This is a genomic window from Pseudomonas sp. TH10 (assembly GCF_016651255.1).
In the GTDB taxonomy this organism is placed as follows: domain Bacteria; phylum Pseudomonadota; class Gammaproteobacteria; order Pseudomonadales; family Pseudomonadaceae; genus Aquipseudomonas.
Genome location: NZ_JAEKEG010000163.1, coordinates 1 through 14,555 on the forward strand (window position 1 = coordinate 1; position 14,555 = coordinate 14,555).

The window sequence follows — 14,555 nt, forward strand, 5'->3', positions numbered from 1 at the left end:
GTCAACTGCCCATACATGCCTGCAGGAGCGAGCTTGCTCCTGCAGAGGGAACCTGTGTTGATGCGCGGTTGGAGTATCAATCCACCTGCAACACGATCTTGCCAATGTGATCACCAGCCTCCATCCGTGCTTGCGCCTGGGATGCGTCGGCCAGAGCGAAGACCTTGTCGATCATCGGCACGCACCGCCCGGCGGACAATACCGGCCAGACGTACTCGCGCAACTGTTCGGCAATCGAGGCCTTTTCCTCGCGGGTGCGCGAACGCATCAGCGAGCCGGTGATGGTTGCGCGCTTGCCGAGGATCGCCATCAGGTCGACTTCATTGGCTTTGGCGCCTCCCAGGAAACCCAGCATCACCAGGCGACCGTCCATGCCCAGTGCCGCGATGTTCTGGTTCAGGTATGAGCCGCCCATGATATCGAGAATCACATTCACGCCTTTGCCGGCAGTCTTGTCCTGAATCACCTGGACGAAGTCCTGGTCACGATAGTTGATCGCCTCGGCGCCCAGCTGGCGTATCGCCGCGCATTTGTCCTCGCTCCCCGCCGTGGCGAACGCCTTGACCCCGAACTCGCGACACAGCATGAGGGCGGTGGTGCCGATCCCGCTGGTGCCGCCATGAATCAGCGCCCGCTGGCCCTTGCTGGCGCCACCGATGTCGAACAGGTTGGCCCACACCGTGAAAAACGTTTCCGGGACGGCGGCCGCGTGAATCCAGTCCATGCCGTCGGGAATTGGCAGGGTCTGGCTGGCCGGCGCCACACAATATTGGGCATAGCCGCCGCCATTGGTCAGGGCGCAGACCCTGTCACCGACGATGAACTCGTTGACCCCTGCGCCGATCGCGACCACTTCTCCCGCCACTTCCAGGCCAGGAATCGGGCTCATTCCAGGCTTCATCGGGTACTTGCCGGTGCGTTGAATGACGTCGGGACGGTTGACCCCGGCGGCGTGAACGCGGATCAGCACTTCGCCGGCGGCCGCCACAGGCAGCGCTTCCTGACGCGGCTGCAAGACCTCGGGGCCGCCAGGCTGGGTGATTTCAATGAGGGTCATGGTCTGTGGCAGGGCATGGCAGTGGCCTGTTTTTAAGGATGTAATGGATAAGACCATTTTTTCGCAATTTTACTGTAGGGGCTGTCGTGAGAAACGAGGCTGCGATCTTTTGACCCTATTGCCATTACGGCATCTGCGGCAATTCCTGCGCCCGCAAATCAAACACCAGCACCTCAGCATCCACACCATTGCTCAACATCAACACCTGCTCATTACGCACCCGCACCCCATCGCCCTCCTGCAACCGCAGGCCATTAAGCTCGACGCTGCCACGCGCCACATGCACATAGGCGTAGCGGTTGGCTGGCAGTTCCAGCGTAGCGCTTTCCTGGCCATCGAACAGACCGGCGAACACTCGCGCATCCTGACGTACTGTCAACGAACCATCGCTGCCGTCGGGCGAGATGATCAGTTGCAGGCGACCGCGTTTTTGCTGCGCACTGAAGTGCTCCTGCTGGTAGCGCGGTTTGGCGCCGCTGACTTCCGGCACGATCCAGATCTGCAAAAAGTGTACAGGCTGGCTCGCCGAATGGTTGAACTCGCTGTGCGCCACGCCGCTGCCGGCACTCATCAGTTGCACATCGCCGGGGCGGATCACCGAACCGGTGCCCAAGGTGTCTTTGTGTTCCAGCGCGCCTTCCAGCACGTAGGAGAAAATCTCCATGTCACGATGCGGGTGTTGGCCAAAACCTTTGCCGGCGGCAACACGGTCGTCATTGATCACCAGCAGGTCGGAGAAACCCTGCTCACGCGGGTCGCGGTAACTGGCGAAAGAAAAGGTGTGGAACGACTTCAACCAGCCATGATTGGCGAGGCCACGATCAGTGGCTTTGCGAAGGGTCAGCATGATGAAATCTCCTGGTGGGACGTGAATTCGTCCGAGTGAGGAGAAGGTTAATGGTTACTGCTCGATGCAATAAGTAGATGAAAATTGAAATACTGTCACTTCCAGGTTGACAGTACTGTGCGGATGATCACCTTTTCCCGCCCGACATCCAGGCGGAACCTGGTCATAATGCCCAGCACCTTAGACCCAACTCTGTAGGAGCAAGCTTCGCTCCTGCAGGGGAAGGTGCGTCTTTACATGAACCCAGTGATATTGATCCCATGAAAACCGTGGCAATGGTGCTGTTCCCCGATTTCCTCCTGCTCGACATGGCCGGCCCCATGGAGGTGTTTTCCATCGCCAATCGTTATCTGGCAGCCGAGCACGCCTACGTACTCACCACCATCGGCACCGAACCCGGCCCGCTGCGTGCGTCCAACGGTGTCAGCCTCAGCACCGATCTGCACATCGACCAGGCCTCTGACAGCTATGACCTGCTGCTGGTCCCCGGCGGCCCCGGCGCCTACAACGAAAGGCACCCCTCGTTACTCGCCTGGCTGCCGGCCGCGACAGCCCGGGCCGGCCAGTACGGCTCGATCTGTACAGGTGCCTTCGTGCTTGGCCATGCGGGCCTGCTCGACGGCTATCGGGTGACCACCCACTGGCACTACACCGAGCGGCTGATCAAGGGCTTCCCCAAGGCGACGGTCGAGACCGATCAGATCTACGTGCTGGACCGCAATCTCATCACCTCCGGTGGCGTGACGGCCGGTATCGACCTGGCGCTTTCGGTGGTTGCCGCCGACCACGGCAAGAAAGTCGCCCAGGACGTGGCCAAGGTGTTGCTGGTGGTGATGAAGCGCCAGGGTGGGCAGGCACAATTCAGCCCTTTGATGGCCGCCGTGGCGCCGCAGGAAACGGCCATCACCCGGGTGCAGAACCATGTGCTGGAACACCTCGACCAGCCTTTCAACATTGATGGCATGGCCAGCCTGGCGGCCATGAGCCCGCGGCATTTCGCCAGGGTGTTCGCCCGGGAAGTGGGCATGACGCCCATGGAGTTCCTCCAGCGTGCGCGCATCGATCACGCGAGAAACCTGTTGGAAACCAGTGACTTGCCACTCAAGACCATCGCCTTCAAAAGTGGTTTCGGCAGCGTGCGGCACATGCGGTTTCTGTTCAGTGAAAAGCTCGGCCTGACCCCCACTCATTACCGCGAGCAGTTCAGCTGAGGCTGATTGTCCGTCCCGCGCACCCGGATGGCCGTGACACTCCCATCGCCGCAGTTGTGCTGTCACCAATGCCTGCCAAGATAGATGAGAACTCATTGCACTGGAGATGCGGGAATCCGCAGGGTCGGGTTTCAGCATGTAAACGGCATGAACAGTCTCAGAGATTTGCACAGCGATACGGTGCTGCACTTCGGGCCCTATGCCCTTCTACCTGCAACAACGCCTGATCCTGGACGGCGAGGTGGCGCTGCGCATGGGCGGTCGCGCCCTGGACCTCCTGCAGCTACTGGTCGAGCAAGCGGGCACAGTGGTGAGCAAAGAGCAGTTGATCGCCCGGGTGTGGCCCACTTCGGTGGTCGAGGAAATCAACCTGCGGGTGCACATTGCCGCCTTGCGCCGGGCCCTGGGCGATGGGCAGAACGGCCTGCGCTACATCATCAATGTTCCCCAGAAGGGCTACTGTTTTGTCGCGCCAGTGGTGCAGGGGCCGGCGAGCACGCTGGTTGCCCTTGAAACTTGCCTGCCACCTCCAGCACAACTTGCCCGCCCGGCTGACCCCGGTAACCGGCCGGGACTCGGTGGTCGGCAGCCTGGTGCGGCAGTTGCCGGTCCGGCGTCAGCTGACGCTGGTCGGCCCCGGCGGCATTGGCAAGACCACGGTCGCGCTGCGGGTCGCCGAACTGTTGTTGCAGCACTATCGGGACGGCGTGTGGCGGGTGGATTTTTCCACCCTCGATGATCCGACGCGAAGTGGTCGATCATGTGCTGCGAAGCCTTGGTCTGGAAGTTGGCTCGACCCTCGAGGCGCTAAAGGCGCGGCATGCCCTGCTGGTGCTGGATAACTGCGAGCACGTGCTCGAACGCTGTCGTCACCTGGTCGAGGCGCTGCTACGGGGCGCACCACGGTTATCGATCCTGGTCACCAGTCGCGAACCCCTGCAGGCCGCCGGTGAAACCGTCCAGCGCGTGGCACCACTGGTCGTTCCACCGGTGTCCGCGCTGCACAGCGTCGAGCAGGTGATGGGCTATTCGGCGGTGCAGTTGTTTGTCAGCCGGGCGCGGGCGCGTCAGCAAGGTTTTGCCCTGCGCCAACAAGACCTCAAGGCCTTGCGTGAAATCTGTCGCCGCCTGGATGGTTTTGCCCCTGGCCATTGAACCCGCTGCGGCGCAAATCGATGCCTTGGCGTTGGTGGGATTGCAGGCCCAGCTCGACAATTGCTTCCAGCTGTTGACCCAGGGCCGGCGTACTGCGGTGCCGCGCCACCAGACCCTCAAGGCGGCTCTGGACTGGAGTTACGACAAGCTCAGCAACCGCGAGCAGACGGTGCTGCAGCGCCTGGCCGTGTTCAAGATGTCGTTCACCCTGGAGGCGGCCATCGGCGTGATCAGCTGCGCGGTGCTGCGTCCCGCGCAATTGCTGAGCGCTGCTGGAGGGGCTGGTGGCCAAATCGCTGCTGTCGCTGGAACAGGTCAACGGCAGCGCGCGGTATCGCTTGCTGCACACTACTCGCCGCTATGCGCTGGAGAAGCTGGCGCACAGCGGTTGCCTGCGCTTGTTCGAGGTGCGCTACGGCCATCACATCCGCCGCGCCCGGCGTGAGTCAGGTGTGCTGGAGGTTGTCGAGTAGACGTCGCGCTTTTGCAGGTCCGGTGTGGCGAAGCCCTCGGTGAAACGCGCGTAAACGGGCGCGAGCAGTTCCTGCGCCTGCAGCGGTCGTCCCAGACGCAGCCAGAGTTGCGCCAGGGCGGTGGCGCTGCGCAGTTCCCAGGCCAGGGCGCCCTGGTTGCTCGCCACATTCAGCGCCCTGATCAGTAGCGCCTCGACCTCGCGCGCCGCTTCGTCTGAATCATTGACCGCCAGCAAGGTACCGGCCCTGGCGCGCATGATTTCCGCCGTACACCAACCGGCCATCCCGGTCTCCGCCCGCAGCACCAGTGCTTCATCGATCAGCCCGGCATCCAGCGTGAGCATGATCTCCCGGATCAACCCGGAACCTGCCGGCGCGCCAGTCGGTGCTGTGTCGGGGGCGATCACCTGCGCATACTCGCGCGCCCAGTTGTAGAACAGCAGCACCGAGTGTTTCTGCGCTTGCTGCAGCAGCAGTTGCAACAGTTCACGGGCGCTGCAGGTATCGCCGTTGTAGTGCGCGATCAGGCAGCCGGCGAGCGCCAGTGTGTAGCAGATGGACGTGCCGTGATTGATCTGCAGCGCTACGTCCAGCGCCTGCCGGGCCGTACGCCAGGCTTGTTCGGGCTGACCCTGGACCCAGAGGATGCGCGCCAGAATCGTCAGCGCCGCCACGCTCTGGTCGTATTGCACGCCAAAACCATGAGTGAAACGGTTGAGGTGCCCGCTCTGTGCCATGCGCTGGATCACCTCTTCGGCGTTGACCCGGGCCATGCGCTGATTGCCCACGAAGTGCAGGGCGAGCACCCGCAGGCGGTGCGCGCTCAAGTCCAGCAGCGGGTCACCGTGGCGGCCGAGGCGGTCGAATTGCTGGCTTTGCTCCAGGGCCATCTGATAATTGCCGCAACTGAGGTTGACCGCCATGTACCCCGACACCGCGCGCAATTCCCCGGCCACGTCATTGCTCGCCCTGGCCAGGTTCCTGGCGCTGACGAACGCTTCGATGGTCTCGGCAGTGCCGCCCTGGGTGTGATAGCAGGAACTGCCGAGTGCAAGATTGAGGCTCATCTTCAGTTGCGGGCAGGGCTGCGGTTCTACGTCGAGCAATGCCAGCGCCTTGCGCACGTAGGCGCCGTGTTCCTTGAGCAGTGACAGCTCCTGCCACAGCGGCGTGGAAGCCGCCGCCAGGGTGATCGCCAGCGTCTGCGGGCCGGCGGCATGCAACCCCCAATCGAGGGCGCAGCGGATGTCCGCCAGGCTGCGGGCATAGCGCTCGATCCACCGGCTGGTCGGAATCAACTCCCAGTCGGTCCGGGCCTGTTGCATCAGGGCCAGGCACCGTGCGCCGTGCCGGGCGCGGGTGTCCAGCAGATCACCGGCCTGTTCGAGTTTTTCCAGGGCATAGCCGCGGGTGAGATCGAGCAGGCGGTAGAACACCTCTTCGTCGCCGACTTCCACGTTGAGCAATGACTTGGCCACCAGTTGGGTGATCGAAGCAAACACTTCATCGGGCTCGATCTGTTCGCCCACGATCACCGCTGCGGCTGAGGCCAGGGTGAAGCCGCCGCGAAATACGCCGAGTCGGCGCAGGCACACCTGCTCGCAGGGGCTTAACAGTTCAAAGCTCCAGTCCAGGGTGGCGCGCAAGGTCTGATGGCGGGCCAGGCTCAGGTCACTGCCGTGGGCCAGCAGGCGAAGACTGCCCTGCAGCTGGGTCAGCAGGCCGCTCAAGCCAAAGCGGCCAACCCTGCGCCGCTGCCAGTTCAATGGCCAGCGGGATGCCGTCGAGTCGGTGGCAAATTTCGACCAGCGCCGGCAATTGCGCATCGTGCAGCTCGAAACTGTCGTGGCTGGCCATGGCCCGTTCGACGAACAGTTGCAGCGCGGAAAAGCTCAGCGCCTGGGCGCGGTCCAGCACCGTGGAGGGCGGCGGGCAGTCCAGCGACTCCAGGCGCTGCACGAACTCGCCCTCGGCCCGCAGGCCCTCGCGGCTGGTGGCCAGGATGTGCACGTTGGGCGCACCACGCAGAATGTTCTCGCAGAGCAGGGCAACGGCGTCGACCAGGTGTTCGCAGTTGTCGATCACCAACAGCATCTGCCGCTCGCTCAGGAAGTTCACCAGGCTGCCCATTGGCTCGGTGTCGTGCACGGACAGGTCGAGCAGGGTGGCCAGATGCGTGGTGATCATTGAAGGGTCGTTTATCGGCGCCAGGTCCAGCAGGCGAATGCCATCGCGGTATTGCCCGATCAATTGCTCGGCGACGCGCAGGGCGACGGTGGTCTTGCCGATGCCGCCGGGGCCGACGAGGGTGATAAAACGCTGGCGCGACAGGTGTGTCACCAGGCGCTCGACCAGGGCTTGGCGACCGATCAGGCGGGTGCGCCGCACGGGCAGGTTGTGGCGGCTGCGCTCGACTGCGGCAGGCGCCGGATGTGGCTCGAAGGCCTGCATCGAATAGGGCGCGACAAAGCTATAGCCGCGCTGCGCAACCGTGATGATGTAGCGCTGCCCGGTCTGGCCGTCGCCCAGGGCTTTGCGCAACGCAGCCATATGGACCCGCAGGTTGATGTCTTCCACCACGCTGTCGGGCCACACTCCGGCGATCAATACCTGCTTGCTGACCACATTGCCGGCGTGTTGCAGCAGGATCAACAGGATATCCAGGGCGCGCCGGCCCAGCCGCAACGGCTGGTCGCCCTCCAGCACCAGGCGCTGGCCGGGGTAGATCCGGTAGGGGCCGAAATGGATGGCCAGTTCGGGGGAAAGGGTCACGCGCTCACTCCTGCTTGCGTGCGTCTGGTACGCAGTTTGCGAGCATATTCCAGAGGTTTGCGCGTCAGCGCAACGGTACGCCGGGCGAGCCCGCTTTGCGGTGCAGAATTAACGGCGTTTAACTCGACGCCATCGCGATTCGATTCGGACACTCTATGGCGTGACCGAGACTCGCAACGAGCGGCTCAACGCTGACAGACCGGCATTGCTCCAGGCTTCAGGCTGGTCGGGGAACGCACCATCCGGCATCGCCACGCGAACGGATTGATGCCTTCGCTGCGGGTGAAGATATGGCAAAAATGCGCCTGGTCGCAGAAGCCGCATTCCAGGCTGATTTGCGTCAGTGTCATGTCGGTGCTCTGGATCAGTTGCTTGGCGCGGGCGAGGCGTTGCTGGCGAATCCAGTCCTGGGGTGATAGACCGGTGCTGCACTTGAACGCGCGGGAGAAATGGCTGCGCGACAGGGCGCATGCACGCGCCAGGTCGGCGACTTCGACGGTCTCGCTCAAACGGTCGAGGATCAACTGCTTGGCCAGGCTTTCACGCCACGGGATCAGGCCACCAGTCTTCTTCTTGCGCGGTTCGACGACCGGCGCGCAGGCGATAGTTTGCTGAGATTGAGCCATAAGCAATATCCGGGTTGGTACACCGCATTCTTGGACGGGAGGCTCTGCGTGGCGAGTTAATCGTTGTTAATTGCGTGTTAACACCAGGCAGCCTGGAATAAAATCAGCCACAATCGGGTGTTCACCCTTGAGGGAATCGTGACCCATGAACCGAAACGATCTGCGCCGAGTCGATATGAACCTGCTGGTGATTTTCGAGGCCTTGATGTTCGAAAAGAACCTCACTCGCGTCGCTGAAAAACTGTTCATGGGACAGCCGGCAGTGAGTGCCGCACTGGGACGGTTGCGTGACCTGTTTGACGATCCGTTGTTGCTGCGCAACGGCCGGAGCATGGAACCCACTGCCCGCGCACTGGCGATTCTCAAGGAGTTGCAACCGGCGATGGACACCATCTCTGGCGCGGTCAGCCGGGCCAAGGAGTTCGATCCGGCGAGCAGCTGCGATGTGTTTCGCATCGGCCTGTCGGACGATGCCGAGTTTGGCCTGTTTCCGTCACTGCTGACGCGCCTTCGCGAGGAGGCGCCAGGCATCATCGTGGTGGTACGCCGGGCGAATTACCTGTTGATGCCGGCGCTCCTGGCCTCAGGTGAAATCTCCGTCGGGGTCAGCTACACCACGGATCTGCCGGCCAACGCCAAGCGCAAGACCCTGCGCGATATTCCCTGCAAAGTGCTGCGTGCAGACAAGCGACCAGGCGCGCTGACCCTGGATGAGTACTGCGAGCGGCCGCATGCCATGGTCTCGTTTTCCGGGGACCTGAGCGGCAACATTGACCTGGACCTGGCCAAGATTGGCCGCAATCGTCGGGTGGTCCTGGGCGTGCCGCAATTCAGCGGCCTGCGCGCCTTGCTGGCCGGTACCGAGATGATTGCAACCGTTCCGGATTACGCGGCCTGCGCGCTGGTCGAAGGCTGCGCCCTGCGCGCCGAGGACCCGCCATTCCCGATCGAGGCGGCGCAGCTCTCCATGGCCTGGAGCGGGGTGCACGACAACGATCCGGCAGAACGCTGGCTGCGCTCGCGGATCAGCGACTTCATGTCACGGCCGCTTCCAATAGAGGCATAACTACCCCTGAAATCTTCGCGTGGCGAGATCAGGAAGCCAGAACAGCACATACATCCAATTCCCTGCACAAATCTCCCGGCACTATTCTCTCATTGCCGGCCAGAACGTCTGGCGCTCAATGATCGATTGTGCGGAGCGTTACGCCATGTCTGAACCCACCACACGTCACACCCCCGTGCGCGGCTTTGAAGAAGTCGTGACCCTGGTGATCAAACACCGGGTCAAGGCCGGTTTTGAAGTGCCCTACGAAACCTGGTTGCGCAACATCGTCACCATCGCCGGACAGCAGGATGGGCATCTGGGCGTGGACGTGATGCGCGGCAAGAACGCCGGTCTCGACCTGTACACCTGCGTGCTGCGCTTCTGCTCCACCGAAGCCATGCAGCGCTGGCTCGATTCGCCGCAACGGCTGGCGCTGGTCAACGAAGCCACGCCCATGCTGGCAGACGGTGACCAGACCGAGGTCAACCCGGTCAACGAATTCTGGTTCACCCAGGCCGACGCCGCCTCACCACCACCGCCACGCTGGAAGCAGGCCGTGGTGACGCTGCTGGTCATTCTGCCGCACACCCTGCTGGTGCCATTGATCTGGGGGCCACTGCTGCAACTCCACCCCTTGCTCTCCAACTACGTGGTGGCCACGTTCCTGATCACCCTCACCATCGTCGTCTCGGTGGTGTACCTGTTCATGCCGATGGCGACGCGGCTGTTCGCGCCCTGGCTGTCTCCCACCTCCGAGCCCAAGGAAAACCCATGAACGCCGATCTGATTCTGTTCAACGGCCAATTTCATACCGTCGACCGGGAGAACCCGCGCGCCAGTGCCGTGGCCATCAGCGAAGGCCGTTTCATCGCCGTTGGCACCGATGCCCAGGCCATGGCCCTGCGCGGTGCACACACCCAGGTCATCGACCTCAAGGGCCGCTGCGTGATCCCCGGCCTTAATGACTCGCACCTGCACCTGATCCGTGGCGGTTTGAACTACAACCTCGAACTGCGCTGGGAAGGCGTGCCGTCGCTTGCCGACGCACTGCGCATGCTCAAGGATCAGGCCGACCGCACGCCGACCCCGCAATGGGTACGCGTGGTCGGTGGCTGGAACGAATTCCAGTTCGCCGAAAAGCGCATGCCGACCCTGGAAGAAATCAACCTGGCCGCGCCGGACACCCCGGTGTTCATCCTGCACCTGTACGACCGCGCCTTGCTCAACCGCGCTGCCCTGCGGGTCGCTGGTTACACCCGCGACACGCCGAACCCGCCGGGTGGCGAGATCGTCCGTGATGGCAACGGCAACCCGACCGGCATGCTGGTCGCGCGGCCGAACGCGATGATCCTCTACTCGACGCTGGCCAAGGGGCCGAAACTGCCGCTGGAGTATCAGGTCAACTCGACCCGTCAGTTCATGCGTGAACTCAATCGCCTCGGCCTGACCAGCGCGATCGATGCCGGCGGTGGTTTCCAGAACTATCCGGACGATTACCAAGTGATCGAGCAACTGGCCAAAGACGACCAGTTGACCGTGCGCATCGCCTACAACCTGTTCACCCAAAAGCCCAAGGAAGAACTCACCGACTTCAAGAACTGGACCAGCAGCGTGACCCTGCACCAGGGCGACGACTTCCTGCGACACAACGGCGCCGGCGAGATGCTGGTGTTCTCGGCAGCCGATTTCGAAGACTTCCTCGAACCGCGCCCGGACTTGCCGCAAACCATGGAGGAGGAGCTGGAGCCGGTGGTGCGCCATCTGGTCGAACAGCGCTGGCCGTTCCGTTTGCATGCGACTTATAACGAATCGATCAGCCGCATGCTCGACGTGTTCGAGAAGGTCAACCGTGACATTCCGTTCAACGGCTTGCCATGGTTCTTCGACCACGCCGAAACGATTACCCCGCACAACATCGAGCGGGTGAGGGCGCTGGGCGGTGGTATTGCGATTCAGGATCGCATGGCCTTTCAGGGCGAGTACTTCGTCGAGCGTTACGGCGCCAAGGCCGCCGAAGCCACGCCGCCGATCAAACGCATGCTTGCTGAAGGCGTACCTGTCGGCGCCGGCACCGACGCGACGCGGGTGTCCAGCTACAACCCCTGGACCTCTTTGTACTGGATGGTCAGCGGTCGCACCGTCGGTGGCCTGGAGTTGCACAGCGAAGGCCTCTCCCGGCAGACCGCGCTGGAATTGTTCACTCACGGCAGTGCCTGGTTCTCGTCTGAACAAGGCAAGAAAGGCCAGATCAAGGTCGGGCAACTGGCGGATCTGGCGGCGCTGAGCGCGGACTTCTTCCACGTCGAAGAAGAAGCGATCAAGTGGATCGAGTCGGTACTCACCGTGGTCGGCGGCAAGATCGTTTACGCCGCCGGCGACTTCGAAGACTTGGGGCCGCGCTCGATTCCGGTGTTGCCGGACTGGTCGCCTGTGGTGAAAGTCCCGGGCCATTGGCGGCCGAATTCGCCGTTGCAGGCGCAGGTGCATCAATGCAGCGGCCCGTGCGCCGTGCATACGCACAGTCATGAAAAGGCGCGGATGTCGAACGCGCCGGTCAGCGACTTCGCCGGTTTCTGGGGCGCGTTCGGCTGCTCGTGTTTCGCGTTCTGACGACTGTCCACGCTGCGCCGAATTCCCCTTCGGCGCGGCACGTAATGCCCATCCAACGAGGAGTTTCACATGAGCAATGTTCCCTACAAGCGCCTGAACAAAGATGACGCCGTGGTGCTGCTGGTCGACCACCAGACCGGTCTGATCTCGCTGGTCCAGGATTTCTCGCCGAACGAGTTCAAGAACAACGTGCTGGCCCTGGGCGACATCGCCAAGTTCTTCAAACTGCCGACCATCCTCACCACCAGTTTCGAAGACGGCCCGAACGGCCCGATGGTGCCTGAGCTCAAGGAGCAGTTCCCGGATGCACCGTTCATTCAGCGTCCAGGCCAGATCAACGCCTGGGACAACGAAGACTTCGTCAAAGCGATCAAGGCCACCGGTCGCAAGCAACTGATCATCGCCGGCGTGGTGACGGACGTTTGCGTGGCGTTCCCGACGCTGTCGGCGCTGGCGGAAGGTTTCGAAGTGTTTGTGGTGACCGACGCTTCCGGCACTTTCAACGAAACCGTCCAGCAAGCCGCCTGGGCCCGCATGGCTGCCGCTGGCGCGCAACTGGTCAACTGGTTCTCGGTGGCCTGTGAGCTGCAGGGGGACTGGCGCAACGACATGGAAGGCCTGGGCCAACCTGCTGTCGCCGCGCATTCCCAACTACCGCAACCTGATGAACAGCTATTCGGTGCTGAGCTCGAAGTAAGCATTTTCGGCCAACACCGATAGCCTGTGGGAGCGGGCAACCCCGCTTCCACTGTGCCTTGCGTCAGCCTTGACGTTTTTGCAACCACCCCAGGAACCCGCTTTTACGGATCGGCTCCGGCTTGGCCATCAGCGCCAACCGGCTGTTCTGCTGGCGCACCGCTTGCAATTTGTTCAACGCCCGACCCACTTCTACACGCGCCTCCATGCATTGGCGGGCCAGGGATTTGTCGATCCGGTAAATGATGCACGAGGTCAATGTGGTGAACGTGGCCTGGGACGGTGAGTCCGTGAGGATGCTCTGCTCGCCCATCACCTCGCTCGGGCCCATGCGCCCGGCTTCGGTGTGTCCACTGCCATCGGGTACGCTGGCACTGACGACACCGGTGGCAATCACCATCAGGCTGTCCGGCACATCGCCCAGTTCCAGTACCACCTGACCTGCGGCGTATTGCTGCGCAACCATCGAGCGCGCCATTTCGTCGCGTTCCGCGTCACTCAGGGAGCGGAAGACTTTGACTTCATCCAGCAACGCCCGGGCCCGGGTAGTGGGTTCGATCACGCCGTCGAGCTGACGGGAAATCCCCGCCGCTTCAAGGTGTCGATGAGCCAGGTCGAACAGTTGGTTGCGCACCTCACTCTTCTTGCCCAACTCGGCAATGAAGCCGCTGGCGACGTACTCCGACATGGATTCGCCAGCTTCCTTGAGCACGGCTTTCGGCGCCGGATTGAGCAGCAGGCTGCTGCTGCCTTGCAGGGTGCGATCCAGGGCATCCAGCACGCGGCGCGGACGGATGTGATTGGGCACCTGGAGGCTGATCGACACCCCGTGCATGTTGCTCGGCCGGCTCAGGTTGACGATTTTCGCCTTCGCCGCCACCGAGTTAGGCACTACCGCCGTGCTGCCAGCACTGGTCAACAGGTGCGTGGCGCGCCAGTCGATGTCGAGCACTTTGCCCTCGATGCCATCGATCACCACGAAGTCATCCACCTGATACGGCTTGGTGGTGTTGAGCACGATCCCGGAAAACACATCGGCCAGCGTACTTTGCAGCGCCAGACCGACGACGATCGCGAACACACCAGAGGTCGCCAGCAGGCCTTTGACCGGCAACTCCAGTACGTAACCGGCGGCGGCAACGATGGCCACCAGAAACACCAGCGCACCGATGACGTCCTGCAGCAGGCGACCGCTGTGGCCGATGCGGCGCATCAGGATCAAACCGATCACTTCGGTCAGCACCCGCGCCGCATACAGCCACCAGAGAATACCCAGGGCCGTTGCGCCCAACTGCAGCACGCTATCGTCGGCAAACAACGGGGCCTGCAACGGGCTGACACCGGCATTGATGATCAGCGCGCTGAACCCCATGAACAGCCCCAGGCGCACCCCGACACGCACCACGCGATGCTTGAATGGCGCGATGTGCCAGAGCAGGGTGTCGATGACCAGTAGCAAGGCACTCAAGGACAACAGGTGGGCGAGGACAAAGGACATGGAGAACCCCGGAAGGCTGGAGTGATAATGCAAAATTGCTCTTCGTAGGCGCCGGCAAGCCGGGCGCCTACGAAAAACGCAGAAGGTACATCCTCAATTCAAATGAGTCTTCAATTCCAGCGCCGCCTGCCGCACCGCCGCTTGCACCTCCGGGATCTGGCTCAGCGGGTTCAACAGCCCGAAGTCATGAATCATCCCGTTGTACCGCACCGCCGTGACCGGCACGCCGGCCGCGTCCAGGTGACGGGCGTAGGCTTCACCTTCATCGCGCAGCACGTCGAACTCGGCGGTCTGTACCAGCGCGGCCGGCAAACCCTTGAGCTGTTCGGCGCTGGCCTGCAATGGCGAGGCGTGGATCTGCGCGCGCTCAGCGGGGTTGGTGGTGTAGCTGTCCCAGAACCAGTTCATCATGCCCTTGGTCAGGAAGTGGCCCTCGGCAAATTGCTGGTACGAGCCGCTGTCGAAAGCGGCGTTGGTCACTGGCCACATCAGCAGCTGGAAGCGCAGGGCCGGTGCTTTCTGTTCTTTGCCATCAAGGCCACGACCGCCGCCATGTTGCCGC

At 62.6% G+C, this 14,555-nt stretch carries 8 protein-coding genes and 4 pseudogenes; 6 read left to right on the forward strand and 6 right to left on the reverse strand.

Annotated elements, in window-relative coordinates; all coding sequences use genetic code 11:
* Positions 1-76 precede the first annotated feature (76 nt).
* Complete coding sequence (locus JFT80_RS21580) at positions 77-1,057, reverse strand: NAD(P)H-quinone oxidoreductase (protein WP_242483023.1); 981 nt, start codon at positions 1,055-1,057, stop codon at positions 77-79.
* A 124-nt stretch (positions 1,058-1,181) separates the two neighbouring features.
* Entirely contained in the window at positions 1,182-1,904 is a 723-nt protein-coding gene (locus tag JFT80_RS21585; protein WP_201149309.1) for a pirin family protein, read from the reverse strand.
* A 260-nt stretch (positions 1,905-2,164) separates the two neighbouring features.
* On the opposite strand from JFT80_RS21585, the gene JFT80_RS21590 reads away from it, so the two are divergent.
* Complete coding sequence (locus JFT80_RS21590) at positions 2,165-3,115, forward strand: GlxA family transcriptional regulator (RefSeq protein ID WP_122838436.1); 951 nt, start codon at positions 2,165-2,167, stop codon at positions 3,113-3,115.
* A gap of 147 nt (positions 3,116-3,262) precedes the next feature.
* Positions 3,263-4,743, forward strand: a pseudogene (locus tag JFT80_RS21595) (winged helix-turn-helix domain-containing protein).
* On the opposite strand, the pseudogene JFT80_RS21600 reads toward JFT80_RS21595, so the two are convergent.
* Positions 4,717-7,515 (reverse strand): annotated as a pseudogene (locus JFT80_RS21600) (winged helix-turn-helix domain-containing protein). The pseudogenes JFT80_RS21595 and JFT80_RS21600 overlap by 27 nt on opposite strands.
* 185 nt (positions 7,516-7,700) lie before the next feature.
* Positions 7,701-8,141, reverse strand: a complete 441-nt coding sequence (locus tag JFT80_RS21605) for an AraC family transcriptional regulator (RefSeq protein WP_122838439.1) — start codon at positions 8,139-8,141, stop codon at positions 7,701-7,703.
* A gap of 145 nt (positions 8,142-8,286) precedes the next feature.
* On the opposite strand from JFT80_RS21605, the gene JFT80_RS21610 reads away from it, so the two are divergent.
* From JFT80_RS21610 to ycaC, 4 genes and pseudogenes are all read left to right on the forward strand, one after another.
* On the forward strand, positions 8,287-9,207 hold the full coding sequence (locus JFT80_RS21610) for a LysR substrate-binding domain-containing protein (protein ID WP_045061270.1): 921 nt from the start codon (positions 8,287-8,289) through the stop codon (positions 9,205-9,207).
* 145 nt (positions 9,208-9,352) lie between these two features.
* The gene (locus JFT80_RS21615) at positions 9,353-9,964 is read left to right on the forward strand and encodes an antibiotic biosynthesis monooxygenase (RefSeq protein ID WP_122838637.1); all 612 of its coding nucleotides are present in this window, start codon (positions 9,353-9,355) and stop codon (positions 9,962-9,964) included.
* The gene (locus tag JFT80_RS21620; RefSeq protein WP_201149311.1) at positions 9,961-11,799 is read left to right on the forward strand and encodes an amidohydrolase; all 1,839 of its coding nucleotides are present in this window, start codon (positions 9,961-9,963) and stop codon (positions 11,797-11,799) included. The genes JFT80_RS21615 and JFT80_RS21620 overlap by 4 nt, the downstream gene beginning before the upstream one ends.
* A gap of 69 nt (positions 11,800-11,868) precedes the next feature.
* Positions 11,869-12,496, forward strand: a pseudogene (gene ycaC / locus JFT80_RS21625) (isochorismate family cysteine hydrolase YcaC).
* 63 nt (positions 12,497-12,559) lie between these two features.
* Here the strand turns inward: ycaC and JFT80_RS21630 are convergent.
* Positions 12,560-13,993 carry a mechanosensitive ion channel family protein gene (locus JFT80_RS21630; RefSeq protein WP_201149313.1) on the reverse strand — a complete coding sequence of 478 codons (1,434 nt, stop codon included), beginning with the start codon at positions 13,991-13,993 and terminating at the stop codon, positions 12,560-12,562.
* A gap of 93 nt (positions 13,994-14,086) precedes the next feature.
* A pseudogene (locus tag JFT80_RS21635) lies at positions 14,087-14,555 on the reverse strand (alpha/beta hydrolase fold domain-containing protein); the annotation flags it as partial.

Coding starts and splice junctions, on each gene's coding strand:
- JFT80_RS21605 (WP_122838439.1), bottom strand. CDS start 8,141: ATGGCTCAATCTCAGCAAACTATCGCCTGCGCGCCGGTCGTCGAACCG.
- JFT80_RS21630 (WP_201149313.1), bottom strand. CDS start 13,993: ATGTCCTTTGTCCTCGCCCACCTGTTGTCCTTGAGTGCCTTGCTACTG.
- JFT80_RS21580 (WP_242483023.1), bottom strand. CDS start 1,057: ATGACCCTCATTGAAATCACCCAGCCTGGCGGCCCCGAGGTCTTGCAG.
- JFT80_RS21585 (WP_201149309.1), bottom strand. CDS start 1,904: ATGCTGACCCTTCGCAAAGCCACTGATCGTGGCCTCGCCAATCATGGC.
- JFT80_RS21615 (WP_122838637.1), top strand. CDS start 9,353: ATGTCTGAACCCACCACACGTCACACCCCCGTGCGCGGCTTTGAAGAA.
- JFT80_RS21610 (WP_045061270.1), top strand. CDS start 8,287: ATGAACCGAAACGATCTGCGCCGAGTCGATATGAACCTGCTGGTGATT.
- JFT80_RS21590 (WP_122838436.1), top strand. CDS start 2,165: ATGAAAACCGTGGCAATGGTGCTGTTCCCCGATTTCCTCCTGCTCGAC.
- JFT80_RS21620 (WP_201149311.1), top strand. CDS start 9,961: ATGAACGCCGATCTGATTCTGTTCAACGGCCAATTTCATACCGTCGAC.